This is a genomic window from Moritella sp. Urea-trap-13 (assembly GCF_002836355.1).
Classification (GTDB): domain Bacteria; phylum Pseudomonadota; class Gammaproteobacteria; order Enterobacterales; family Moritellaceae; genus Moritella.
The window spans coordinates 12,337-38,192 of the sequence record NZ_PJCA01000001.1; the positions used below are offsets into that span (position 1 = coordinate 12,337).

Annotated in this window: 22 protein-coding genes, 1 tRNA gene and 1 riboswitch; of the genes, 13 read left to right on the plus strand and 10 right to left on the minus strand. The window is 40.6% G+C overall.

Annotated elements, in window-relative coordinates:
* Positions 1 to 531: 531 nt before the first annotated feature.
* The 7 genes from glmS to gfa all read left to right on the plus strand — a co-directional run bounded on the left by glmS (position 532) and on the right by gfa (position 9,113).
* Positions 532 to 2,364 (plus strand): glutamine--fructose-6-phosphate transaminase (isomerizing), encoded by a 1,833-nt coding sequence (gene glmS, locus CXF93_RS00060; RefSeq protein WP_101060175.1) that lies wholly within the window; start codon positions 532 to 534, stop codon positions 2,362 to 2,364.
* 624 nt (positions 2,365 to 2,988) lie between these two features.
* A complete protein-coding gene (locus CXF93_RS00065; RefSeq protein ID WP_101060177.1) occupies positions 2,989 to 4,455 on the plus strand; it encodes a sodium-dependent transporter in 1,467 nt (488 codons plus the stop codon).
* Position 4,456: 1 nt separating this feature from the next.
* Positions 4,457 to 4,549 carry a MetS family NSS transporter small subunit gene (locus CXF93_RS00070; RefSeq protein WP_101060179.1) on the plus strand — a complete coding sequence of 31 codons (93 nt, stop codon included), beginning with the start codon at positions 4,457 to 4,459 and terminating at the stop codon, positions 4,547 to 4,549.
* Positions 4,550 to 4,988: 439 nt separating this feature from the next.
* Positions 4,989 to 5,723: a glutathione peroxidase gene (locus tag CXF93_RS00075; protein WP_017220827.1), complete on the plus strand. Its 735-nt coding sequence runs from the start codon at positions 4,989 to 4,991 to the stop codon at positions 5,721 to 5,723.
* 356 nt (positions 5,724 to 6,079) lie between these two features.
* Positions 6,080 to 7,762 carry a methyl-accepting chemotaxis protein gene (locus tag CXF93_RS00080; protein WP_101060181.1) on the plus strand — a complete coding sequence of 561 codons (1,683 nt, stop codon included), beginning with the start codon at positions 6,080 to 6,082 and terminating at the stop codon, positions 7,760 to 7,762.
* A gap of 337 nt (positions 7,763 to 8,099) precedes the next feature.
* Complete coding sequence (locus tag CXF93_RS00085) at positions 8,100 to 8,495, plus strand: hypothetical protein (protein WP_101060183.1); 396 nt, start codon at positions 8,100 to 8,102, stop codon at positions 8,493 to 8,495.
* Positions 8,496 to 8,507: 12 nt separating this feature from the next.
* Positions 8,508 to 9,113, plus strand: a complete 606-nt coding sequence (gfa, locus tag CXF93_RS00090) for an S-(hydroxymethyl)glutathione synthase (RefSeq protein ID WP_101060185.1) — start codon at positions 8,508 to 8,510, stop codon at positions 9,111 to 9,113.
* Positions 9,114 to 9,295: 182 nt separating this feature from the next.
* Here the strand turns inward: gfa and CXF93_RS00095 are convergent, their stop codons facing one another.
* Positions 9,296 to 10,513 carry a Xaa-Pro peptidase family protein gene (locus CXF93_RS00095; protein ID WP_101060187.1) on the minus strand — a complete coding sequence of 406 codons (1,218 nt, stop codon included), beginning with the start codon at positions 10,511 to 10,513 and terminating at the stop codon, positions 9,296 to 9,298.
* Positions 10,514 to 10,601: 88 nt separating this feature from the next.
* Positions 10,602 to 11,495 carry a LysR family transcriptional regulator gene (locus CXF93_RS00100; protein ID WP_101060189.1) on the minus strand — a complete coding sequence of 298 codons (894 nt, stop codon included), beginning with the start codon at positions 11,493 to 11,495 and terminating at the stop codon, positions 10,602 to 10,604.
* A gap of 111 nt (positions 11,496 to 11,606) precedes the next feature.
* Between CXF93_RS00100 and CXF93_RS00105 the strand changes: the two genes are divergently transcribed.
* The gene (locus CXF93_RS00105; protein ID WP_101060191.1) at positions 11,607 to 11,900 is read left to right on the plus strand and encodes a putative quinol monooxygenase; all 294 of its coding nucleotides are present in this window, start codon (positions 11,607 to 11,609) and stop codon (positions 11,898 to 11,900) included.
* 61 nt (positions 11,901 to 11,961) lie between these two features.
* A complete protein-coding gene (locus tag CXF93_RS00110; RefSeq protein ID WP_101060193.1) occupies positions 11,962 to 12,618 on the plus strand; it encodes an NAD(P)H-dependent oxidoreductase in 657 nt (218 codons plus the stop codon).
* Between the two features lie 87 nt (positions 12,619 to 12,705).
* On the opposite strand, the gene CXF93_RS00115 is transcribed toward CXF93_RS00110, so the two are convergent.
* Complete coding sequence (locus CXF93_RS00115) at positions 12,706 to 13,650, minus strand: LysR family transcriptional regulator (RefSeq protein WP_101060195.1); 945 nt, start codon at positions 13,648 to 13,650, stop codon at positions 12,706 to 12,708.
* A 187-nt stretch (positions 13,651 to 13,837) separates the two neighbouring features.
* Between CXF93_RS00115 and purE the strand changes: the two genes are divergently transcribed.
* The 3 genes from purE to CXF93_RS00130 are packed head-to-tail and all read left to right on the plus strand — an operon-like array spanning position 13,838 to position 17,119.
* A complete protein-coding gene (purE, locus tag CXF93_RS00120) occupies positions 13,838 to 14,317 on the plus strand; it encodes a 5-(carboxyamino)imidazole ribonucleotide mutase (protein WP_101060197.1) in 480 nt (159 codons plus the stop codon).
* Entirely contained in the window at positions 14,317 to 15,426 is a 1,110-nt protein-coding gene (locus CXF93_RS00125; RefSeq protein WP_101060199.1) for a 5-(carboxyamino)imidazole ribonucleotide synthase, read from the plus strand. Before purE ends, CXF93_RS00125 begins: the two co-directional genes overlap by 1 nt.
* Positions 15,427 to 15,475: 49 nt before the next feature.
* Positions 15,476 to 17,119: a SulP family inorganic anion transporter gene (locus CXF93_RS00130; protein WP_101060201.1), complete on the plus strand. Its 1,644-nt coding sequence runs from the start codon at positions 15,476 to 15,478 to the stop codon at positions 17,117 to 17,119.
* Positions 17,120 to 17,195: 76 nt separating this feature from the next.
* Here the strand turns inward: CXF93_RS00130 and CXF93_RS00135 are convergent.
* From CXF93_RS00135 to CXF93_RS00150, 4 genes are all read right to left on the minus strand, one after another.
* Positions 17,196 to 17,272 (minus strand) — tRNA-Arg (locus CXF93_RS00135).
* A 103-nt stretch (positions 17,273 to 17,375) separates the two neighbouring features.
* Positions 17,376 to 18,158, minus strand: a complete 783-nt coding sequence (locus tag CXF93_RS00140; protein ID WP_101060203.1) for an ABC transporter ATP-binding protein — start codon at positions 18,156 to 18,158, stop codon at positions 17,376 to 17,378.
* Positions 18,155 to 19,195: an iron ABC transporter permease gene (locus tag CXF93_RS00145; protein ID WP_101060205.1), complete on the minus strand. Its 1,041-nt coding sequence runs from the start codon at positions 19,193 to 19,195 to the stop codon at positions 18,155 to 18,157. The genes CXF93_RS00140 and CXF93_RS00145 overlap by 4 nt, the downstream gene beginning before the upstream one ends.
* 2 nt (positions 19,196 to 19,197) lie before the next feature.
* Positions 19,198 to 20,112: an ABC transporter substrate-binding protein gene (locus CXF93_RS00150; RefSeq protein WP_101060207.1), complete on the minus strand. Its 915-nt coding sequence runs from the start codon at positions 20,110 to 20,112 to the stop codon at positions 19,198 to 19,200.
* A gap of 61 nt (positions 20,113 to 20,173) precedes the next feature.
* Positions 20,174 to 20,259, minus strand: a riboswitch (cobalamin riboswitch).
* A 141-nt stretch (positions 20,260 to 20,400) separates the two neighbouring features.
* On the opposite strand from CXF93_RS00150, the gene CXF93_RS00155 reads away from it, so the two are divergent.
* Positions 20,401 to 20,934, plus strand: a complete 534-nt coding sequence (locus CXF93_RS00155; RefSeq protein ID WP_101060209.1) for a cobalamin adenosyltransferase — start codon at positions 20,401 to 20,403, stop codon at positions 20,932 to 20,934.
* Positions 20,935 to 20,938: 4 nt separating this feature from the next.
* Here the strand turns inward: CXF93_RS00155 and CXF93_RS00160 are convergent, their stop codons facing one another.
* From CXF93_RS00160 to CXF93_RS00170, 3 genes are all read right to left on the minus strand, one after another.
* Positions 20,939 to 22,294, minus strand: coding sequence for an MBL fold metallo-hydrolase RNA specificity domain-containing protein (locus CXF93_RS00160; RefSeq protein ID WP_101060211.1), 1,356 nt, complete (start codon positions 22,292 to 22,294; stop codon positions 20,939 to 20,941).
* Between the two features lie 224 nt (positions 22,295 to 22,518).
* A complete protein-coding gene (locus tag CXF93_RS00165; protein WP_232784038.1) occupies positions 22,519 to 24,168 on the minus strand; it encodes a response regulator in 1,650 nt (549 codons plus the stop codon).
* Positions 24,169 to 24,443: 275 nt separating this feature from the next.
* Positions 24,444 to 25,541, minus strand: a complete 1,098-nt coding sequence (locus CXF93_RS00170; protein ID WP_101060213.1) for an OmpA family protein — start codon at positions 25,539 to 25,541, stop codon at positions 24,444 to 24,446.
* Positions 25,542 to 25,856: the final 315 nt, after the last annotated feature.

Consider the following 25,856-nt stretch of genomic DNA (forward strand, 5'->3'; position numbering starts at 1 on the left):
TAGCGTCACTACTAACACCACGATTAACTTCACTATTCAAGCCAGCTTATGCTGGCTTTTTTAGCTTCTAAACTTATTCCTTATTTAAGCATTAAAATATTAAAGTCAGGCTTGGATTAGATCCAGCATTAGGGATATACGAAACATTAATCGGCGTTAGTTTCATTAATTATGCTGAAACCACACATAAAGAGTAAGTTTAAATAGACAAACGAAACAAACGAAACTAAAATGCAACCACTTCGAAACTTTCATTGTGTAAAATACGATTTTAAGTACCTAAAGATACTTAATAAAGTAGATAAACTTCAATCAGCCGCTATATTTAATGAAACGTAACCAATACCTTTCATTAAAGTTACGTTTAAAATTGGAATATACAATAATCATTTAATAAAAAAGTTTCGCTCTCGAAATCATTAAAACAAGTTGTATAAGGACGCACGTCTTCACGGACCGATAGACAGTACTATCACGTGGTTATTACTTGTTTACAAAATATTATACAATTTATAAAGCTAGGAGAAGACCATGTGTGGGATTGTTGGTGCTGTAGCACAAAGAGATATCGCTGAAATTTTAGTTGAAGGTTTACGTCGTTTAGAATACCGCGGGTATGATTCTGCTGGTGTTGCAATTGTTGATCAAGATAACAACCTGCAACGTATTCGTAGCTTAGGTAAAGTAAAAGAGCTAGCAGCAGCGGTTGATATTGAACAACCTATTGGCGGTACGGGTATTGCCCATACACGTTGGGCAACACATGGTGTACCTTCGCAAGAAAATGCCCACCCACATGTATCTGGTGACATCGCCGTTGTACATAACGGTATTATCGAAAACCATGAATCACTACGTAAATTATTACAACAACGTGGTTACGTTTTCCAATCGCAAACAGACACAGAAGTCATTGCTCACTTAGTTGAATGGGAACTACGTTCAACGGATAGCCTACTGGATGCAGTACAAAAAACCGCAGCACAGTTAGATGGCGCTTACGGTACTGTGGTACTTAACCGTTTAGAACCAGGTAAATTAATTGTTGCGCGTTCAGGTAGCCCTATTGTGATAGGTTTGGGTGTAGGTGAAAACTTCCTAGCATCAGATCAACTGGCATTACTTAGCGTAACACGTCGCTTCATGTATCTTGAAGAAGGCGATGTCGCGGAAGTAACTCGTCGCGATGTAAACGTATTTGATATTAACGGTGACGCGGTAACACGTGAAGTAGTTGAATCAAACGCTGAACATGACGCTGCCGATAAAGGTAAATTCCGTCACTACATGCAAAAAGAAATCTTTGAGCAGCCTGTTGCATTAACCAATACCATGGAAGGTCGTCTTTCAGCTAACAGTGTGATCACCCAAAGTATTGGTGTTAACGCCGCAGAGATCTTACCTAAAGTTGAACACGTGCAAATTATCGCTTGTGGTACTTCTTACAATGCTGGTATGACTGCCCGCTATTGGTTTGAATCATTAGCTGGCGTAAGTTGCGATGTCGAAATTGCATCTGAATTCCGCTATCGTAAATTTGTAACGCGCCCGAACAGCCTACTTATCACCTTGTCACAATCAGGTGAAACAGCAGATACCTTAGCAGCATTACGTCTTGCTAAAGAAAAAGGCTACATGGCTGCAATGACTATTTGTAACGTGGCTGGTTCTTCGTTAGTACGTGAGTCTGACTTTGCATTCATGACCCGTGCTGGTACTGAAATTGGCGTTGCTTCAACGAAAGCATTCACTACCCAACTTTCTGCTTTATTAATGCTAGTGACTGCATTAGGTAAAGAGAAAAAGGTAATTAACGCCGAAAAAGAAGCTGAGATTGTGACTGCACTGCACGCTTTGCCTGCACAAATCGAAACGTCATTATCATTTGATAAAGAAATCGAAGCGCTGGCAACAGATTTTGCCGATAAGCACCACACATTATTCTTAGGTCGCGGTGAGTTCTACCCAATCGCAATGGAAGCAGCGCTTAAACTAAAAGAGATCTCTTATATTCACGCAGAAGCATACGCAGCTGGTGAATTGAAACACGGTCCGTTAGCGTTAGTAGATGCAGACATGCCGGTTGTGGTTATTGCACCGACGAATGAACTGTTAGAAAAGCTGAAATCGAATATTGAAGAAGTACGTGCTCGTGGCGGCCTACTGTATGTATTCGCTGATGCAGACGCTGGTTTTGTAGAATCAGAAGGCATGAAAATCATCACTATGCCGCATGTAAGTGAAATTACTGCACCGATCTTCTATACCTTACCAATGCAGTTGCTTTCGTACCATGTAGCGCTGATTAAAGGCACAGACGTGGATCAACCAAGAAATCTTGCCAAGGCTGTTACGGTAGAATAGTCATTAATTATCGCGACTAAAGAAATAGCCGAGTAACAACGCCCTATACATAGCCTGTTTGTATTATTCTCAATAATTGAGTAAATATAAATGGGCTTTTTTATGTCTAAAAAGAACCTTGTTCCCAAATCGATTGAATCGTCAGTTTGTTGTTAAATGATTTTCAGTTTAATTTACTGTGATCATTGCATTATTCATTCATTCATTCATTCATTAACAACAATGGGGATTATAACTAAATTAGCCATCAAAATTTATTGAATTGTTATTTTTTAGTTTGAAAACAGTGATTTCCTCAAAATAATTGCTGTTATTTTCTATTTATTAGATTTTTGTAAAATTATACAATCCATCGCCTTTTACATGCTTTTCGATAGTTAAGCACGCTCTATCTTCAGGCGTTAATCATCTGTGCTCCTACGTAATCAACACCCAGCATAATCATCTACACCTAAGCGCCTTGGTACAGTTTTCTAGCATTGCCTAACGAATTTTTAATAGGTAATCTCACTGAATTGCTTGTTGAATATCTTTCGTTTAAGCACGTAGATTGAAAATATAATAGATAATGATACTAAATAGAGTTCATTTATCAGGGTGAAGTTTTACAAAGGAGTGTTTTTTATGAAGCGTGAACAATGGGGATCTCGCAGCGGCTTTATTCTTGCCGCAGTAGGTTCCGCTATCGGATTAGGTAATATTTGGCGTTTTCCATACATGGCGTATGAAAATGGTGGCGGGGCTTTTTTCATTCCTTATTTATTTGCGATGTTAACCGCGGGTATTCCATTTATGATCATGGAATTTGGTATGGGTCATAAATACCGGGGTTCTGCTCCGCGCACATTTGCAAAAATAAATAAAAAATATGAATGGTTGGGCTGGTTTCAGGTTCTGATCGCCGCGGTTATTGCGGTGTATTATGTAGCAGTGATTGGCTGGGCCATCTCTTACTTTAGTATGTCGTTCTCACAATCTTGGGGACAGGATACCAATGCTTATTTCTTTAAAGAATATTTACAGCTAGGTGAGAATTCGCCGAGCAAATTGGGCAGTATTCAGTGGCATATAGCGGTCCCAATGATGATTGCTTGGGGCATTACGTTTGCGGCTATTTTTGGTGGTGTTAAAAGCGGTATTGAGCGTGCAAGTAAGATCATGATGCCATTATTATTTATTATGGTTGTTGGGCTAATTTGTCGCATGGTATTTTTACCGGGGGCGTTAGATGGTCTTAACTATTTGTTCCAACCTGATTTCAGCAAAATATCCGATCCCAAAGTATGGTCTGCAGCGTATGGCCAGATCTTCTTCACCTTGAGTGTGGGTTTTGCCATTATGTTGGCATATTCAAGCTATTTACCTGAAAAATCCGATGTCAATAATAATGCCGTCATGACCGTATTGATTAACTGTGGTTTCTCGATCGTGGCTGGTATCCTTATTTTCTCTATTCTGGGTAATATGGCGCAAGAACAAGGTAAACCAATCACAGAAGTCGTGACTGCGGGTGTTGGTTTAGCATTTGTAACGATTCCTGCCGCGATTAACTTATTACCGGCACCGTACATTCTAGGTCCGCTATTTTTCTTAGCACTCGTTGTCGCAGGTTTAAGTTCACACATTTCAATTATTGAAGCGGTGACATCTGCGTTTATTGATAAATTAAATTGGTCACGTAAAAAAGCGGCCACGGTGGTTTGTGGTATTGGCTTTGTCGTGTCAATGGCTTTTGCGACCAACGGTGGTTTACTATTACTCGATCTAGTTGATTACTTCATTAATAATATTGCCTTGTTAAGCAGCTGCCTAGCTGAATTAATCATTATGGGCTGGTTGGTTAAACTTGCTGATATTCGTAAATATGTTAATGAAATATCTGAGTTCACTATCGGTAAATGGTTTGAGGTATGTTTACGCTTTATCAGTCCAATATTCTTAGTAGTGATTTTGGGCACTAACGTTATTAATACGATTAAAGATGGTTACGGCGGTTATGCGCAATCGGATTTATTGCTATTAGGTTGGGGACTGCTGGCGGCTATGCTAGTGGTGAGCATCATTGTAAATCGATCAAGTAAAGAGGTGTAACATGACATTAGGTGCAATTATTATGATGGCACTTGGTTTAGGCATTACTTGGGGTGGCGCAATTTTGTGTATCCGCAAAGCGATGAATAGCTAAGTATTTAATATTATTTTATTGTTTAAAGCAGACCAGTTAACGGTCTGCTTTTTTATTGCTTAGCAAACCCAGAATCAATCTCCCCACCCGATTAAAATATATTTCATATTAACCTCAGACCTCATTAGGCATTAAAAACCGACGAGTAAGGCTCGCATGCTTTTCATTGATAACCGCTCATGGCTTAATATACACCGCAACATGTTACCTATAGTTAAAACCAATCGAAATATCATTACCGATAGATTAAGCATAGCTTTTACCTATCAAAATAAAAGATTCAATCGATTAGACCAATACTGTGATATTTTGCATAATAGCTACATCAAGACGAGGCAGACACAACGTCTTAACCGAATACTTTTTATAAAGAACAATTTATATCAAACACTTTAAATAAAAAAGTAGCTTAATTAAGAGCTACATTAAGGAAAATATTATGACTACATTAGTATCGAAAGAAGGCCAAGCGGTTCCACAAGTTACATTTCCAATCCGTCAAGGCGATGCATGGGTAAACCGTACAACTGAAGAGTTATTTGCTAACAAAACTGTGATTGTATTCAGCCTGCCAGGCGCATTCACACCAACTTGTTCATCAAGCCATTTACCACGTTACAACGAACTAGCAAGCGTATTCTCTGCACACGGTGTTGATGACATCCTATGTGTATCAGTAAACGATACGTTTGTAATGAACGCTTGGAAAGACGCTCAAGAAGCAGAAAATATTACTTTCATCCCAGATGGTAACGGTGCATTCTCTGAAGGTATGGGCATGTTAGTAGACAAGTCTGATATCGGTTTTGGCAAGCGTTCATGGCGTTACAGCATGCTGGTTAAAAACGGCGTGGTAGCAAAAATGTTCATCGAAGCTGACGAACCAGGCGACCCGTTCAAAGTTTCTGACGCTGATACTATGCTTGCTTATGTTGCACCAGAATATAAGGTTCAAGAGTCAATCACAGTATTCTCGAAGCCTGGTTGCCCGTTCTGCGCTAAAGCAAAACAAACATTAATCGACCAAGGTCTAAGCTACGAAGAAGTAGTTCTAGGTAAAGATGCTACAACAGTAAGCCTACGTGCTGTAACCGGTCTTAGCACAGTGCCACAAATCTTCATCGGTGGTAAACACATCGGTGGCAGCGAAGAGTTAGACGCACACTTCGCTTAAGCATTCGGTTTCAATTATTACTGAGAAAAAGACCAAAAGCAGTACTCACGAATAGTCATACTCACATGCCTTGTTCGTCACTTAAGGAAGCAGCAATGCTTCCTTTTTTCGTCTCTAATTCTGTCTATAAAATCCCCACCAGCCCAGCTCAATAAGCATTAACTAACAATCACTAAGCTGTCAACCTTAACTTATATTATTTATCAACGGCAGTTCACAAATACACATCAAGAATGACATTTATAGGTAACTTTTTGTAAAAGCATCATTTAACTAACTACACTTAACATCAATTCAATAACTTACTACAAAACCTGATGATTAAAGCACTCTTACAGGATGTAAAGCGAGGCGCTATGCTAAAAAATCTTAAATTCACGACCAAATTATATGCCGGGTATGGCGTAGTATTATCACTAATGGTGAGTATTACACTCGTCGTTTTGTTTAGTGTTAAATCATTAGAAGACAATTTTAATTGGGTCAATCATACCCACGAAGTCCTCGCCAAAGCATCTAAGATAGAAGCAGCAGCCGTTGATATGGAAACAGGCATGCGCGGATTCTTACTCGCAGGGAAAGAGCAATTCTTAGACCCTTACAAACAAGGTAAAGCTCAGTTTAATCAATTGAGTGATGAACTTGCTGATGCTGTCGCCGATAACCCAGCACAAGTAGCGTTACTCACAGAAAGTAAGCGCACGATAGATAACTGGATAAACATAATAGCCGAAAAACAAATCGTATTACGACGCCAGGTTGGCAATGAAAAAACCATGGATGACGTTGCTACTTTGGTTGGACAAGCTAAAGGTAAACAGTATTTTGATAAATTCAGACAACAAATAGCCACCTTTAAAGCAACCGAATCTAATTTAATGGCCAAGCGTATGGTGTCATTAGCTCAAACCGAATCAACTGTCATCAATATCGCCGTTTTAGGCACGCTTCTGGCTGTGATCATAGGTTGTTTAATTGCAGTATGGTTAACTAGACATATAATGAACTTACTTGGTGGTGAGCCGACTTATATTGCCGAGATCGCCAAAAAAGTCGCAGCTGGTGATTTAAGCATAAAGTTACACAGCACAGGTAAGGATCGTGGTATTTATGCCGAAATGAAAAATATGATCGCCAACTTACAAGATAAGGCAACACTCGCACAAGCAATCGCAGCAGGTGGGCTCGATAATAAAGTGATACTCGCTTCCGACCAAGACTCCGTTGGTCTCGCATTGCAAGCAATGACCAATAACTTAAATGAAGTACTCGGTCAAACTCAATTAACCAGTATTGAAATATCACAAGGCAGCTACAGTGTTTCAGAAACCAGTGCTTCGCTATCTGAAGGCGCATCTATTCAAGCCTCAAGTCTAGAGAATATTTCAGCTTCATTAAATCAACTAAGCACGCAGATCAGTGTCAATGCTCAGAACGCGAACCAAGCACAAGAGTTAGCCATGCTAGCGCAAAGTTCAGCAGAGCAAGGCATCGAAAAAATGGAAACCATGATTGCTGCTATGTCTGAGATTTCACACGCCAGTGAAAGTATTGCAGAGTTCATTAACACCATTGATGACATTGCCGCTCAAACCAATTTACTGGCTCTAAATGCAGCAATTGAAGCTGCTCGAGCAGGTGAGCAAGGTCGTGGTTTTGCCGTAGTAGCAGATGAAGTCCGCAACTTAGCCGCTAGAAGTACAACAGCAGCCGAAGAAACCTCAAAACTGATTGCAAGTTCTGTCGATAAAACTAAAAATGGCAGCTTGATTGCTAGCGAAACGGCACAAAGTTTAAAAAGTATTTTTGAAAGTGTCAGTCAAACTGCCGCGCTAGTTGATCAAATCGCCAATGCCAGTAATGAGCAAGCCATCGGCGCTGAAGAAATTAACAAGGGCGTGAGTGAAGTTGATGGGGTTACACAACAGAATAACAGCGCAGCACAAGAAAGTGCCGCTGCTGCAGAGCAACTATCTCAACAAGCTGAATTACTAAAATCCATGTTATCTCGCTTTAAGCTTGCTGAAAACTACGCATAACACCCACAAAATTCAAAACTGTAGTGCTCTTAAAAAGAAGAACGCTACAGTTTCATCTCTTATATTAATAATACCCCCTTTAAATTGACTAATAATACCGTTAAACCTGTCGACGATTATCTTTAAACCAGCCAACAATTACCTTAAAATTCAACGCCAATCAAAAATAAAACAACAAGTTAATGGTGAATTATTACCTTTAAGGTAATAATCTTTTACCATTTCAGCATATTGTTTTGTTCCTGCCCAAATGTAGAATGCCCTTCATCGAAACAGAAACCACAATCAAAACTAAATAATCAGCACACATGTGATTTGATTCTATAAAGGATATTAGATGTCTACATTAACCAACAAACCGGGTATTTTTCTTTTTAAATCAGGTTCATTCAAATTAAATGATCTAAGCAAGTTGCTTGAAGTGGAAGGCCTAAAAAGCCAAATGGCAGAAGTTGCCGTCACCAACAATAGCAACGCATTAACGATTGGTCATTTTGCAATGCAACCAGGTGTTGAATTTGAATATGCTTATGATTCAGTTGAATACAAGGTTATCACCAAAGGAACGATCATAGTTCGTGACAAAGAAGGTAATAAATACATTGCAGAAGTTGGCGACGTGATCCTTTTCTCACCAGACGTAACAGTTATCTTTGATGCAGAAAGTGATGGCGAAGCTATCTACACTGCACACAGAAACGCTGACGCATCATTCGCACCTGCATCAAACTAATTGGAATTAAAAATGATAAATAAAATTATAAACAAATGTAAAAGTACATTTTGCACAGCAAGTAACATCAATATCCACCCAGCAATGGACGGCGGTATCGCACCAACAGCAAGTAACTTTAATGGCGGTACTCTGCAGTGCCACTGTAACAGTAATAAAGTAACTGTGAAAATCGGCAGCCAAACAGCACATAACCATGCTTGTGGTTGTTCAAAATGCTGGAAACCTAAAGATGCTTTATTCTCACAAGTTGCAGTCGTGTCAAAAGATAAATTAAGCGTAACAAGCAACGCTAAGAAACTAAATGTGGTTGACGCAACAGCAACGATCCAACGCTTTGCGTGTAAAGATTGTGGCGTGCACATGTATGGTCGCATTGAAGATCAAACTCACCCATTCTTTGGTTTAGACTTCGTTCATACAGAACTGTCTAGCGATAAAGGTTGGTCTGCACCAGAGTTCGCTGCATTTGTTTCATCAATCATTGAAACAGGTACTGACCCGAAAGACATGGTCGCAATCAGAGAGCAGTTGAACGCACTCGGTCTTGAGTCTTACGACTGTCTATCTCCAACATTGATGGATGTGATTGCAACACACGTTGCTAACAACAAGTAGTTAACTTTAGATAAGAGAATTAATCTCTAGATATTTAGTTCTGGATAAAACCGTTAATACCTAATGCCAAATATGAAAAAAGCCCGCTAGATGTTATCTAGCGGGCTTTATTCTTTTTATAACACGGTAATAGCTAATATTTCACTAATAAAATACAGCTTACAGCGCCTAACTAATCAACTTTAAGCTTCATAACCAAATGGGTCATCAATCGAGTGCGATGGTTGGGTAAACCACTGCGGTCCTGCATCTGTCATGTAAAAATGATCTTCTAAACGAATACCAAACTTACCAGGAATAACTAACATAGGTTCGTTACTGAAACACATACCTTTCGCTAGTGGCGTGGTATCGTTACCCACTAAATATGGCCATTCATGAATATCTAAACCAATACCGTGACCTGTACGGTGCGGTAGTCCCGGTAAATCATAACCCGGTCCAAAACCATCTGCTTCTAGTGATACCCGCGCCGCCGCATCAACATCCTGACAAGCGACATTAATCTGCGCTGCATCAAACGCTGCTTGCTGGGCATTTTTTTCACTTAGCCAAGCCGCACGTACTTCATCACTGGCTTCACCAAATACATAAGTACGAGTAATGTCAGAGTTATAACCGTGTAGCTGACAACCGGTATCAATCAATACCACGTCGTCTTGCTTTAAGAATTGTGGGTCTTTCACGCCGTGTGGGAACGAGCTAGCTTTACCAAATAATACGATGCAGAAATAAGAACCTTTTGGCGCACCCACTGCTTTATGGGCTTGATGAATGAATTCTTCTACTTCTGTCGTGCAAATATCTAAACGTAAGATACGGGCAGCGGCTTTATGCACTTCTATTGTCATGTCTTTTGCACGTTGTAATAATGCAATTTCAGCGTCTGATTTTTGCTGACGGCAACCTGCTGTAACTACTTTGGCATCGATATATTCAAACTGCGGATGGGCATGGCGAATGTTATTAAACATAAAGAAGGCTGTTGCTTCATCGATACCCACAGTACCGTCGGTAATATCAAGTTTCGCTAAGATCTCACCAAATAACTGCGCAGGGCTTTCATGTTCATGCCAGCAATGTAGCGGACCTTTTACAACCATAAATTCATTAATGGTATCTTGTTCAAAACGCGGTGCTATAAACTGTACATCACCCACAGCTGGTAATATAGCGCCAACCAGTCGTTCACCCGCGCCCCAACGCATACCAGTGAAATAATACAAGTTTGTACCTGCATTAAGATAAATAGCGTTAATGCCTTCACGCTGCATGATCACTTGTGCGCTTTCGATACGATCATTAAATTCTTGTAACGAGACTGCGTTAACATCTGCAGTCATATCAGCCAGTTTAGCTAATTCCAATTCAGCAGTTGAACCACCAATACCAATAGTCATAAAAATCCTTGTTATACAGCATAATTAACAAAATATAGATGAAATCACTTTAGCATACCTTTATAGCGAGATGTAGCACCAAACAGCGCTAACTTAACGCCGCTTCACACTTGCTGCGTAACATATCGCGCAACATCAACATCGCCGGGGTAACTTGGGTACGGTTAGGACAAATTAACCATAAATTAATCGGTGAAGAATTAAAATCACTCAGTAATTCAACCACATTGCCCAAACGCAAGTCCACGGCCATATCTAAGCGCGATTTCATGGTAATGCCTTTGCCAGCAACAACCCAGCGGTGCACAACATCGGCGTCATTACTTAACCGATTACCGGCCACTTTGACATTATATTTACCCGTACTATCCGCAAATGGCCAAGTATCATAAACACGCTCGCCAAACCGATAGAGTAAACAGTTACGTTGTGATAATTCATGAGGATGCATCGGCTCACCATATTTCGCTAAATAGGCTGGTGATGCACAGACCACCCGATCTATTTTGGCGATCAGAAAAGCCACCAGCGATGAATCGTCAGGTTCGCCATAACGCAGCGCCATATCTACTTTGTCATGATAAAAGTCAGCTAAATTATCACCAACATTGAGCTGTATAGATAACTCAGGATAGGCATCCATCACCTCATCAAGCCAAGGCAAGACAATATTCCGGCCTAAATCAGAGGACGCAGATAAACGAATTTCACCGGCAATTTTACCCTGCATTTCATTTAACGACGCTTTGCCTTTCTCTAACGCAGCTAACGCCTCAGTGCAGTGCAATAAGTAACGTTCACCTTCCGCGGTGATCCGTAATTTACGTGTCGAGCGAATAAAAAGTTGTACACCTAACTGTTTCTCTAGGCGTTTTAAGGCTGCACTCGCCGCTGCTGGTGACATTTCCAACTGCAGTGCGGATGCGGTGATATTACATGTTTGCGCTGTTCGCACAAAAAGAGTTAGGTCTTGAATGTTCATTATCAAATATTTTTTGAAACTGTTAGTTGTATTACCATCTTTTAAGAATAGCAATAATCAGGGATAATGTCCTCACTCACTAAGTGAACAACGAATAAAAGGTAGATGAATATGACTATGCCATTAACGCTTGTTGCCAATATCGAAGCCAGAGCAGATAAGATTGAATTCGTCAAAGCCGAATTATTGAAGTTGATTGCACCAACCCGACTTGAAGAAGGTTGCATCCAATACGACTTGCACCAAGATAATAGTAATCCTGCGCAGTTTACTTTTATTGAGAACTGGGCAAGTAAAGCATTATTAGAACAACACCTTAACAGCCCACATTTAACTATGTATGTGCAAGCAACTGAAGGTGCTGTAGTGAATTTCACGTTAAACGAAATCACTAAAATCGCATAAAATATTAATCCCAATTAAACATGATCACTACTTGTATGCCCAAATTTATTAAGGTTTTATTATGACACACCAAATTATCAAAGATTTAAGCAACCGTTATACAACTAAAAAGTTTGATGCTTCAAAAAAAGTATCTCAAGAAGATCTTGCCGTGATCATGGAAGCAATGCGTTTATCTGCATCATCAATTAACTCACAACCGTGGAAGTTTATTGTTATCGAAAGTGATGCAGCAAAACAGCGTATGCACAATACTTTTGCCAATAAATTTCAGTTTAACCAACCGCATATCTTCACTTCATCGCACACGATTATTTTTGCGCATAACCCCGCTTATACTCGCGAAAACTACGAGGCAGTCATTGATAAAGGCATCACAGATAAACGTACTAAACCGGAAGAAAAAGAAGGTGCATTCGGTGCGTTTGCTTTTGTTGAATTAAACACAGGTGAAGATGGCGATACATCGGCTTGGACTAAAGCACAGACGTATCTAGCGCTGGGCAATACTATGCACACATTGGCACGCTTGAATATTGATTCAACACCAATGGAAGGCATTGATACCGATTTAGTTAGCAAAGAATTTGCTGTAGAATTAGATGGTTACGTTACTGATGTGGCGCTCGCAATCGGTTACCGTGATGCAGGAAACGATTACAACATCGCACCACCAAAATCACGTTTAGCAATGGAAGATGTGATAGTAAAACTATAGCTTTAACAAGAACAACCGTACTCTCCCTTTGATACACACTGTTCGTATCAAAGGGATACGCCTTCAGAAAATAGCCATTATCAATAGTTAATCCAACGCACTTCTATCCAGCTCATTCTGCAATAATTCTCTACCATTGGTCTCAATATGCTTTAAAAAAGCAGAGGCTATTAATGTTGGACGTTTCGATGTTAACCACAAAAAGAACCAATGAGAATCTATCGGCAACTCTTTAACCGGTAAACGTATTAATCCGCTTTGACCACCATAAGTAAGCGTGTGAGCAGATATAATAGTGATGCCTAATTTAGACATAACAGCATGCTTAATAGCTTCATTACTTTCGATTGTCATTTTTATATTCGGTTTCAATCCATTCTTTTTAAATAATTCTTCAATCGCATATCGCGTACCTGATCCTTTTTCGCGCATTAAAAAAGGTTCATCACACAAGTCCGCTAAACTAATTGATTTGAGCTTACCGAGCGGATGATCTTGATGGGCAATCGCCACCAAAGGGTTCTCTAGAAACTCCAGACTTTGCGCATCAATATCCTGTGGCGGATGACTAAAAACATAAAAATCATCGACGCCCTGCTTCATCCGCTCAATGGTTTTCTCCCGATTACCAATATTTAATTGAATATCAACATCAGGAAACTGCTCGCAGAAAGGCCCCAGCAGATGAGGAATAAAATACTTTGACGTGGTCACCACGGCCAACCTTAAGGTACCGGGTTTAGTCTTGCGTATATTGCCTAATGTCATGTCTAAACGCGCAAAACTATCGAGTACTTCGACCGCAGTTTTCACTAACTCTAAACCCACATCGGTAAAAATAAGCTGACGGTTTACAAATTTATATAAGGGCTCGCCAATCGCATCGCTGAGTTTACGCATCTGAATTGAAACGGTCGGCTGGGTTAAAAATAACGCTTTAGCAGCCTCATTAATACTGCCCTGATCATGCACAGCCAACAAGATCTCAAGTTGCCTCATGGTGCCAATATGAGCATGAATACGTGATTGCATAATAACTTCCCTACTATATTACGACATGTTGCGGTGCTACGGCATGATGCTAACGCCAACTAAGAATAAATAACCATATAGATAATAGTCTATAGCTAAGATAGATAATATCTATTTTTATCTATTGCAACTTATTGCTATTTTTACCTTCATCGTAATAACACGTTAGATAATTAGGATAATAACAATGACACAATATAAAGTAGCTATCATCATGGGTTCTAAATCAGACTGGCCAGTAATGCGTCACGCGGCTAAGGTGCTTGAGCAATTTGAGATCCCGTTTGAAGCCATGGTGGTGTCAGCGCATCGCACACCAGAGAGATTGTATGAGTTTGCCCAAGCAGCCGAAGAAAACTACAGCGTCATTATTGCTGGAGCAGGAGGCGCTGCGCATCTTCCCGGCATGACAGCAGCGCTTACTTGCCTACCTGTGATTGGTGTACCGGTAAAAAGTAATGCGTTAAAAGGCATGGATAGCTTGTTATCTATTGTGCAAATGCCTAAAGGTGTTGCAGTCGCGACTCAAGCCATCGGTGAAGCCGGTGCCTTTAATGCTGGTTTATTAGCGGCTCAGATGCTGGCAACCCACAACTCTGCATTACAAAGCAAAGTAAAAGCATGGCGTAAGGAACAAACTGCAAGTATCGGTTGGGAGGTAGAATAATGCGTATAGCCATTGTCGGTTGTGGCCAACTGTCGCGTATGTTGGCCCTAGCAGGATTACCTTTAGGGATTAAATTTAGCTTTATTCACGACGATCTAAACCAAAACCAAGACTGTGTGGCAGGTTTAGGCATCATCACACCAGCACCGAATAAATGTGCAACGAGCCAGTGTTATAACGACCAAGACGTTGAGCAGTTGTATCAAGCATTAGGAAAACCTGATTGCATTACCGTTGAAAAAGAGCAAGTCGACCTCGAGTTATTAAAAGCGTTAACGGCTTATTGTGCCATTTACCCGAGTATTGCTGCGATAAGAGCCTGCCAACATCGCGGTGAAGAAAAACAGTTATTAACCAGTTTAGCCATACCAACATCACCGTATCTTTATAATACTAGCGCGCAACAAGCAGTGCAGGCATTAGGCTACCCTGTGATGGTGAAATCATGCACCGAAGGCTACGATGGCAAAAATCAATGGCTGATTAAAAACCACGAAGATGCCCAGCAGTTTGATACGTTAGATATTAAAGACTACATCATTGAAGCCTTTGTCGATTTTGATAAAGAAGTATCGCTGATCTCTGTTCGCCATCAAAATGGTCAAATTGAGCACTACTCTCTTACCGATAATGAACACGTGCAAGGCATGTTAATCCGCTCTACGGCCCCTGCAGCGAACATCACTGTTGAGCTGAGATTGCAAGCCCAGTACTACATGGCAAGCTTGCTGAATAAATTAGATTATGTCGGCATTATGGCAATGGAATGTTTTGTTATTGGCGATAAGCTGATGATTAATGAGCTAGCGCCTCGTGTACACAATAGTGGTCATTGGACGCAACTAGGCAGTATTACTTGCCAGTTTGAAAATCATATCAGAGCCTTAGCTGGACTCAGCCTCGGCAGTACCGCACAAATAGCCCCCACAGGTATGCTGAATATTGTCGGTACTGAGCGCCCGCCTTTTGCCGCGATAGCCGAAAATGCCAAGCTATACTGGTACAACAAAAGCGTTAAACCTAAGCGCAAATTAGGTCATATCAACTTTATTGCTGATAACCAAAATATGCTTAGCCAGCAAATGGCGCAATTTAGCCTGGATAAGTAATGCCAATATAAGCCCCTTGAATAGCGTTTTTACTACGGAGATTTGGATTTTGTTTGGAAATCGTTTTGCAAATATCAATTTAAAAGGTGATGTTTTTGGTGGTGTTACCACAGCTATCATCTCGCTGCCATTGGCATTAGCCTTTGGTGTTGCCTCTGGCGCAGGAGCAGAAGCTGGCCTTTGGGGCGCCATTATGGTCGGCTTTTTTGCGGCGCTTTTTGGTGGCTCGACGACGTTAATTTCAGAACCCACTGGGCCAATGACAGTGATCATGACAGCCGTACTCACCAGCATGATGGCGAAATACCCAGAAACCGGCATGGCGATGTCCTTCACTGTAGTGATGATGGCTGGCGCCTTTCAAATATTACTCGGCACCTTAAAACTGGGGAAATATGTCACATTAATGCCTTACAGTGTCATCTCAGGTTTTATGTCTGGCATCGGTGTTATTCTAATCATCTTACAATTATCACCACTCTTAGGTCATGCAGCACCGTCTGGTGGTGTCGTCGGTACCTTATCAGCATTACCGGATACCTTAGCAAATGTCAGTTTCAGCGAGCTATTTTTAGGCTTACTCACTTTAGCGGTACTATTCTATTTCCCTAAACAATACCGCAAGTATGTGCCTGCTCAGCTGGTCGCGTTAGTGGCCGTAACACTGTTGTCAGTACTGCTTTTTGATACCGACAGTATTCGCCGCATTGGTGAAATCCCCGCAGGGTTACCGTCATTAGTATTACCGCATTTTAATGCCGAAATGTTCACCACTATGGTTATCGATGCCTTAGTACTTGGTACCTTAGGTTGTATTGATACCTTGTTAACCGCAGTCATTGGTGACTCGTTAACACGTAAAGAACATGATTCAGATAAAGAACTGCGCGGCCAAGGCATTGCCAATATGATTTCAGGTTTATTCGGCGCGCTACCAGGTGCAGGTGCAACGATGGGCACAGTAACCAACATACAAGTTGGCGCTCATTCACCACTGTCAGGTATGGTTCGAGCTCTGGTGTTAGCACTGGTGGTATTAATCGCAGGTGGATTAACAGAACCAATCCCAATGGCGGTATTAGCAGGTATTGCGGTGTATGTGGGGTTTAATATTTTAGATTGGAGCTTCATTCAACGGGCGCACAAGGTCAGTATCCAAGGTATGGCTATCATGTACGGCGTGATGTTCCTCACCGTGTTTGTCGATTTGATTGTTGCTGTTGGCCTAGGGGTCTTTATTTCCAACATCATCATTATTGAGCAATTAAGTCGAGCGCAAGCACGACAAGTTAAAGCCATTAGCGATACTGATAACGATGTGCCGCTGACCGAAACTGAGCGTGTCATATTGGATAAAGCCAATGGCAAAGTATTATTTTTCTACTTATCAGGACCGATGATATTTAGCGTATCAAAAGCGATATCGCGCCAGCATGCCAGTATTGCCAATTATCAAGTGATGATATTAGATTTAAGTGATGTGCCTATGATAGATGTGACCGTAGGATTGGCACTAGAGAATGCCATAAAAGATGCATTAGACGCTAACTGTGAGGTGTTATTGTTATGCCCGAATATCGACACGCGTGAGCAATTAGAGAAGTTGAACGTATTGAATTTGATCCCAAGTAACAATCACTGCACATCGAGGGAGCAAGCATTACAATCCGCGCTTGACCATGTGATAAGGTAAAAAATGGCAGCTAAGAGGTGATAAGGTAAAGGGATGACCAGTGGGGGTTGCCGATAAGAGTTGTTGCGGTTAAATATGGTGTCCCCTACAGGATTCGAACCTGTGGCCTGCTCCTTAGGAGGGAGCCGCTCTATCCAGCTGAGCTAAGGAGACACTTGGTATTTATTATATATAAAACAAATACAAATAGCAGCATCACATCACGTTAAAGTAACAATATAAGCTAACATTTGATCAATTTGACCTAACGATCACATTACTTCCTATACGGCGAGACGATGGTGTTTCCAGTTTCCGCATGCTGAGACACGATAACAAAGTCTTGATACAAACGATGGATGTTGGCTTTTGTCAAAACATCACTCGGTTTTCCTTCCGCGATGATCATCCCTTTATCCACTAAAATAAGACGGTCACAAAATTCTGCCGCGGTATTTAAATTATGGATAGCCACTAATGCCGACTTACCTTGCTGGCATTGTTGATATAACACATTCATCAGTTGTGATTCATGGCCAATATCCAGACTTGCCGTCGGTTCATCAAGTAGCATCAACGGCGCACCTTGCACTAATAAACGCGCAAAATGTACCAACTGTTTCTCACCACCCGATAATGCGGTAATAGAACGGTCTTTTAAATGACCGATACCAACTAACGTAAGTGCGTCAATGGATTGCGCGGCAATTATTTTTGCTGACATAGGTTGTGTTTGTTGCTGTACATGAAAACCAAAAGCCACAGTTTCCATCACACTAAATGGAAAGGCAATTTCACTGTACTGTGGTAAATAACTAACATCACGAGCTCGGTCTATATCTGATAACTGAGTTAATGACAGGCCTTTTATTAATACCTCGCCACCGCTGTATCTTTGAAAGCCACTTAAGCATTTCATTAAGGTACTTTTACCAGCGCCATTAGGGCCAATAATGCCCACCAGCTCACCTGGTTGAATAGATAGTGAGATATCGCTTAATAAAGTTTTGTCTCCGGCTTTATAACTTAACTTGGAAACACTCAATAATGTAGTATTCATACAAAGCTGCCTTTACGCTGAAAGCGAATAATTAAGGCTATAAAATAACAACCACCAATGAAGGATGTAATAATGCCAACTTTCAGTTCATTGGGAGCAATAATCCAGCGCCCGAGAAGATCGCAAGCAAGCAGAAAAACAACCCCAAACAGCGCCGAAAACGGCAGCAGTTTCTCATGCGTAGGCCCGACGATTAAACGCACCAAATGCGGTACCATCAAACCAATAAAACCTATGGGTCCGGCGACAGCAATTGACATAGCCGTTAGTAAGGTCGCGTACAACAACAATTTAAACCGCGTTTTTTTTACATTTAAGCCTAAGCCATGAGCACTTTCTTCTCCCAAGGCTAAAAGATTTAACGAGCGACTTTCTCGTAACAATAACACCGCCACAACAGTGATAACAGGTGCTGGCCACATCAACTGTGACCAGGTTCTACCATCTAATCCCCCCATCGCCCAAAATACAAACTGGCTCATTTCATATTGCTGTGCCATTAACAACAAGCCCATTCTAGCCCCTCCTAACAAACTGGATAATGCCAAGCCAGTTAAAATAAGAAACAAAATCTGGGTGGAAGAATGACGAGAGGCTAATAGATAAATTAACCCAGCAGCAACCAATGCACCCACGGTTGTAAAAATAGGTAACCACATTGGGTCCATCACAGCTAAGCCAGTTACAATCGCCAGTACCGCGCCAAAACTACTACCAGAACTAACACCTAATACATCCGGACTCGCCAATGGGTTTTTGAATAACCCTTGCGTGCAAGCACCAGCAAGTGCTAACGCTCCACCAGCGAAAATAGCCGCACAAGCTCGCGGTAAACGGATGTGCAGCACAACCGCAGATGCTAACGGTTGTTCTGCTAGTGCTAATTCGCTGCCACCGACAAGATAGGTTTTAAACAAATCTAAAATATCTCGAATAGGAATATGGATAGCACCTAAGCTCAGATACAGTAAAAACAGCCCTATAAATAGCAACACAGAACACAGTATTTGTATTGAAGTAAATCGATAAAAAGGCATCTTTATTTCTTATACACTGAATGATTAATAAAACGGATCGCATCGACATAATACTGGCTATATACACCGCGCAGCGCATGGGGGACTTGATAAATACGGTTATTTTTAATCGCACTAACCGATTGTAACGAAGGATCAGATAAGACTTGTAGCTTAAATTGCTCGGCGGTATTCTCATCGCCATATACCCACGCCGGTATAAACAATACCTCTGGATTTAACGTGATGATCATTTCTTTAGAAATAGGCACCTGTCCGTATTTATCTGTCGTATAGTCTTTAATTATATTAACCACATTAGCTTGTTCTAACAGACCATTCCACGAAGAATCTCTGCCACTGGAGGTTCCCCAAGGGTTGTAATCCATGCCAGTAAATTGATGTTTAGCAGGAATAATATCTGCTTTTAAACGTAACCGCATCGTCGAGATAATTTGTTGTGCTTCATCACTTTTATTCACGATCATACCAACCCGTAATATCTCAGTTTCAATCTCATCGATATTTTTAGGCGCTTGTAAACGAAACACGGTAATACCCACATTTTCTAAAATACTGAGTTTTGCAGGATCACTCCAGTTCGCCGCAAACACAATGTCTGGGCGATTAGCGATAATCATTTCAATATTTAGCCCCAATAGCGGCATGCTTTCAGGTAAACGGTCAATAATCAGTGAATAATTGGGGTTGATAGCCAGATCGGTTAAGCTCGATAATGCCGTTTCATCAACCAGATCTAATAACACCGCATCGCTAAATAACGTTTTTGATGAAATTCGTTGTGGTTGTTTTTCAATGACAATGGCATGACCTAATCCATCGAGCACTGTTAATGGATAGCTGGTATTCGCCAAAGATGGAAATGAAATAAATAAAATTAGCGTATAGAAAATATGCTTAAAACTAGCCCAAGGCATGGTAACTCCTGTAAATCGCGTACAAATTGAAACGATTTACCGCATGTAAATCGTGCTCTTCGTATCTGACTCAGTGTACTTAGCCCTGCCAATGCAGCTAGTGACACCACACAGTGGCGCGCCCGTTACGGATTTTCACCGTATTCCGAAGATGGGGGCATTGTACTTTGCTCTAAATAGATATGCTACCGAGAGCCAATAAAGAAAAGCAGATTCAATCGCCTATCTCCAATAAATCACCAAGCATGTTAAAGTAGCGAATTATAATTCTAATTAAATGGTAACGTGATGACATTAAAAGCGTCGGGCAACATAGATGAGCTTTGCTATCCTTTCATCTTTGAAGACAGCCCACTTTGTGATTTTGAGATCTTAACCGATGAGTTATGTACTTATACTGGCTTAGCGTTATCGCAAGTAACCAACACTGAAGTACGTGCATCACTGGAACGTTTACAGCCAAAGATTTTTAATTTGAATGGTTCGATTCGAGGTAAATGCGGAATATTTGAAGACGACATACAAGATCTATTAACAGATCTTAATTACTTTAAAGCCCAAGTCACTGATAATGCAAAACGCTTTGTACTGCCAAGAGGTACAGGCCCGGTGATCCAATTACATCAATGTCGCAGTTTAAGTAAGAAGGTCGTGCGCCAATTAGTATTGGTTGATAAAGCAGGCAAGAAAATCCCGGAAACCCTGCCCCGCTTTACAAATGCCTTAACGAACTATTACTTCGCGCTTACACGGGTATTAAATCAAGACGCTGGTGTTGAAGAGCCTGAATACGTTAGTATTAATTATCCAAAACCGAAATAACCAGTTAAAGCCGTAATATTTTATGGTAACTGGCGACTTCAACATCAAATTTAGTATGTTGACGTAAATGATCTCGCATCGCTTCACTGGCATCGGGATCACCATGCACTAATTGGATGCGCGTATTTTTAGTCAGCTTTGACGCTTGCAGCCAATTGGTTAAATCGACGTAATCACCATGACCAGATAAACCATCTAATACCTCAATATCAGCTTTTATCGGTAACCATTCACCATGAATTTTTACCCGTTCACAACCAGCCAGCATTTTCGCACCACGCGTGCCGCCACTGACATAACCAATAAACAATACCGTGGTGCGATGATCGCCAATCAGCCGTTTCATGTGATGAATAATACGCCCCCCCGTCGCCATGCCACTACCAGCAATAATAATATGTGGCATAACAATGTCATGCAGTAATTTTGATTCATCAACATCACGAGTGAATTTAACCAAGTTGGTCATATCACGGCATTGTGATCTGTTTAACCGGTGTAATTCATCAAATTCGCAGTAGATATCAAACACACTAATGGCCATGGGACTATCGAGATAGATGGGTAATTTAGGAATACGCTCTTCCGCAATCAAGGTTGCCAGCATATGCTGAATAGCCTCAGTTCTCCCCACTGCAAAACTGGGTATTAATAATGTGCCACCCTTTTTCGCCGTGGCGTTAACCACCTGGGCTAATTGTTCATACGGATCATCATCGCCGTGTAAGCGATTACCATAGGTAGACTCAAGCATTAACAGATCAAGATCTGGTAAAGGTTTAGGCGGATACATGATGACATCATTAGGCTGACCCACATCACCAGAAAATCCGATGCGTTTACCTTCAACCTGCAGGATCACACTCGCAGCCCCTAAGATATGACCGGCAGTTTGTAATGTCACCGTAATATTCCCAATGGTAAAGGCCTGATCGAACGGCACAGCCTTGAAGAGTACTAAACTTGCCTCAGCAGTAGCCTTGTCATACAAGGGTTCCGGTTTGCCATGCTTACTGATTTTATATTTATTAAAATAACGCGCGTCTTCCTCTTGGATCTTACCGCTATCCGGCAACAGAATACTGCATAAACTGATCGTCGCAGCATGTGTATAAATAGGTCCGCGGTAGCCTTGTTTATATAGCGCAGGAATAAAGCCAGAATGATCTAAATGAGCGTGAGTAAGCACGATAGCATCGAGGGATTGAATATCTAACGGTAGCGGCTCACGGTTACGTTCTCGTAACCATTTGTAACCCTGGTACAGACCGCAGTCGACTAAAATCTTAGTATTGCCTGATTCCACAAAGTATTTTGAACCTGTAACCGTTTCCGTACCACCAAGAAAAGTAATGTTCATCGTTTACACTCCTGCTCTAATATAGCCGCCAATAACCACCAGCACAGGTCGGTTAATTATTTGACAATAATACGTTAAGAGTAGAAGAGAACAGCGTAAGATCCATACCGATATTCAGTCAACACTAAATCAGCTAAACAAAATAGTATAAACATTGATTCACATCTGTTTTTCACCCTGTTTAAGAAAAACCGATAACGAACCAATACAATGATTAATCGTCATTACACTTTAGTATGAAACTTATCTATCGCTAAATTAAACAGTTCTCGTGTACGGCGCTTTTCTTCTGCTGTGGGACGATTATCATTTTCATAGATCCAATCACACGATTTAAGAATACTTTCACGTTCATGCATACTGGTTTCTGTATGGGATTCAGAAGGGGTTGCCAAAGCCGTTAACTCAATAATCAAACGACAATTATTATAATGAAATGGGACCCGGTGGAAAGCTTTATAAGCGTAGCTTATAGCTTGATTAGCCGCATTTTCTTGACGCTGCTCTAGTGCTTTTTCGGTTAATTTTTTGCCTTCTTCTAAACGTTGTTGAATCTCAGTTTTTGCACCATCTAACATCTTAACTTGACTTAACATTAAAATATCATCATTTGTGTTTTTACACAGTTCCTGAGCACATAACACAGACCTTTCATACAAATCGGGAATACCACATAATCCATATAATCTTGTAATATTCAATTCAGTATAGAAGTCGACTACTGGTTTATCAGCAGTGCTCACTTTATGTACCACGATCAATGCACTTTTAATATCGCCATTGATATAAGCAAGGATCCCAAGCCCTATTAATAAATTAAACTCAGCAATACGATCCCCTTCCGCTTTAATACTAAAATGCTTAATTTTACACTGTGCCTGACTCAGTAATTCATCGTGTTCTTGAGTTACTTCGGTATACAAGCTAGCCAGTAAAAGTGATACATAGGTATTCATCGCTACGCCGTAACTATAACGGCTGGTATCTTCAACTTTGGCTGTAAAGCGTTGAAAGCCAGCCGCCGCTTTGTCATGTTGCTGTAACGCTGTATATAAATTGGCAAGTATAAGTTCACGATGTGGATTTGCTGGATTAACTTTATGCGCGACGTTAAATTCATGAATTGCATCTGGCAGTTTATCTCTCACCATCATACAACTAGCAAGATTTTGACGAGCGACAGGCTGACGCGGGTGCTTGGCTAATATGTCTTTAAAAATATTTTCGGCATTATCCAAATCACCTAACGATTGGTAGGTTTGGCCTAAGCCTATTTCAGACCAGAGGGAGCCAGTTTCTTCGCAGGATTTTTGATAAAATGCCAAGGCTTCATCATGCCGCTTTAAACGTAATAAACAATCACCATAGATACGATCTACATAATTGACATACTGCGTATGGCTGGTGCGATAGTCCTCACATAAATTCAGAACTAATTGATAATCTTGATTGTCCATTGCCGATAGTAGCGGAGCTATCATGGCTTTACGAGTTAGCACCGCTTCGATCCTATGGATGAACTCTTCTGAGCAAAACGGTTTAAGCAAATAATCATCAGGCTCTAACTCAATGAAATGCGTTACTACAGAAACCGAACTATCGCCAGTAACACAAATAAACACGGTATTACGTCCGATTAACTTACGCTGTTTTACTTCATCAAAAATAAGCGCGCCATCAATGTGATGATTCATATTGTAATCACAAATAACCACATCATAGCGATGCTGAGACAATAAACGGATAGCTTTTAGGCTGTCAGTCGTACTATAAATAAAATCATTCGAAACACCGGCACTGTTAAGTATCCAGCGTATTAAAGATATGCTAAAAGTTGAATCATCAATGACTAGGAACTTTTTTTTATTTATCACATTGCCACCCAAAATCCTTTTGAAAAATAACACTCTTAAATGAATATTTCCCTTATTAAATAAAGAACTAAAGAGATTTTATATCATCACACAACTATAAAAGTATTTATGTTACGGTATAGACATAAAAAGATAATGTTATTATAACTATCGTGTTTTAGATGTAAAAATCAGTATCAAGCTCACCAGTGTTGAAGCGATTTTAAGAAACAAAAAAGCCAGTTAGCAACTTTATAACGGCAATTAACTGGCTTAATAAGCATTAACTCTACTCACTATTTATAACTGATATTCGCAATGACACGACGATTTTCTAAACGGCCTTCTTTGGTATCATTACTAGCAATCGGTTGCTCCTGACCATAACCGACAGCAGACACGCGAGCTGCATCAACACCATAATCACTCACTATAATATCGCGAACTGCATCTGCACGACGTTGTGATAATGTCTTATTGTAAGTCGCATCACCGCTACTATCCGAATGCCCTTCAATTTCAACATTAGCATTTGGGAATTGCGTCATCAAATCAGCAACCGCTTTAATCTCACTTTTAGCACTTTCTGGTATTTCAGCCGAATTATTAGCAAATTTAACTTCTAACTTAATCGATTCAGGTTGTTCCATGGCAACGACTATCGCACAACCATTCTCATCTAAATTATCCAGTGACGGACTATCCGGGCATTGGTCTAGGTAATCAGGAACCCCGTCACCATCGCGATCGAATGCGCAACCCATTTCATCAACATAGACACCATCGGGCGTATTGGGACATTGATCATGTTCATCAAGGACCGAGTCGCCATCACCATCAAGTAATACCACGATAGGCGCCGCTTTACTCTTGCCACCAAACGCATAGCTAATACCAGCAGTAACCAACGAATCCCAACGCTCGTCATCTAAACTGTTGATCATTTTGGCCTGCAATCGCGCTGACCACTTTTCGTTAAAATGATAACGACTACCGAGACCTAGATTAAGTTGGGTTTCTTTGGTATCAGCAGATCCAGCATCAAATGTGCCATGACCAACACCGGCATTTAGAAAGGGCTGAAAGTTACCGACCTCAGGTGTGTAATAGAGGCCATCGAGGGTATATTGAGAATTATCGACACTTAGATTTACATCTTTCGCGTCAGAGCTACCATAAAGGTAACTGACTTCGGCACCAAACTTAGGGCTAATAACATATTCACCACCAATCACTAGCGCTTCACTGTCTTCAACACCCAATTTAGAACCAAACATATGATAACCAATAGCAGGGTTTAAATAGATTTTGCCTTCCGTTTCAGCAAGCACGGGTTGCACCGACGCAACCATACCGCACATAATTAAACTTAGCTTTTTACTTAAAGGTTTCATCAACCATCTCCTTGTTTTTTAACAAGACTAGTTGACGAAAATTGAAAGTGCTTTGTTTTATTAATAATACTAATTTAAACAGACGAAGAATACCGAACCAAAACATTGCCTTTGATTAACTAGTATTTTCTATAACAGATTAGTATATAAACTCTACTCCCAAATGCTTATTTAACCATTTATGTGAACACATACGCCTAAGCACATACCAATGTATGTATAATAAGCTCAGATATGAAGTGTTTAATATTAAAAGATGGGATATATGATTAGAAAATATTGTAAATTTGCAATAAGCAATCCAAAACTCCACAA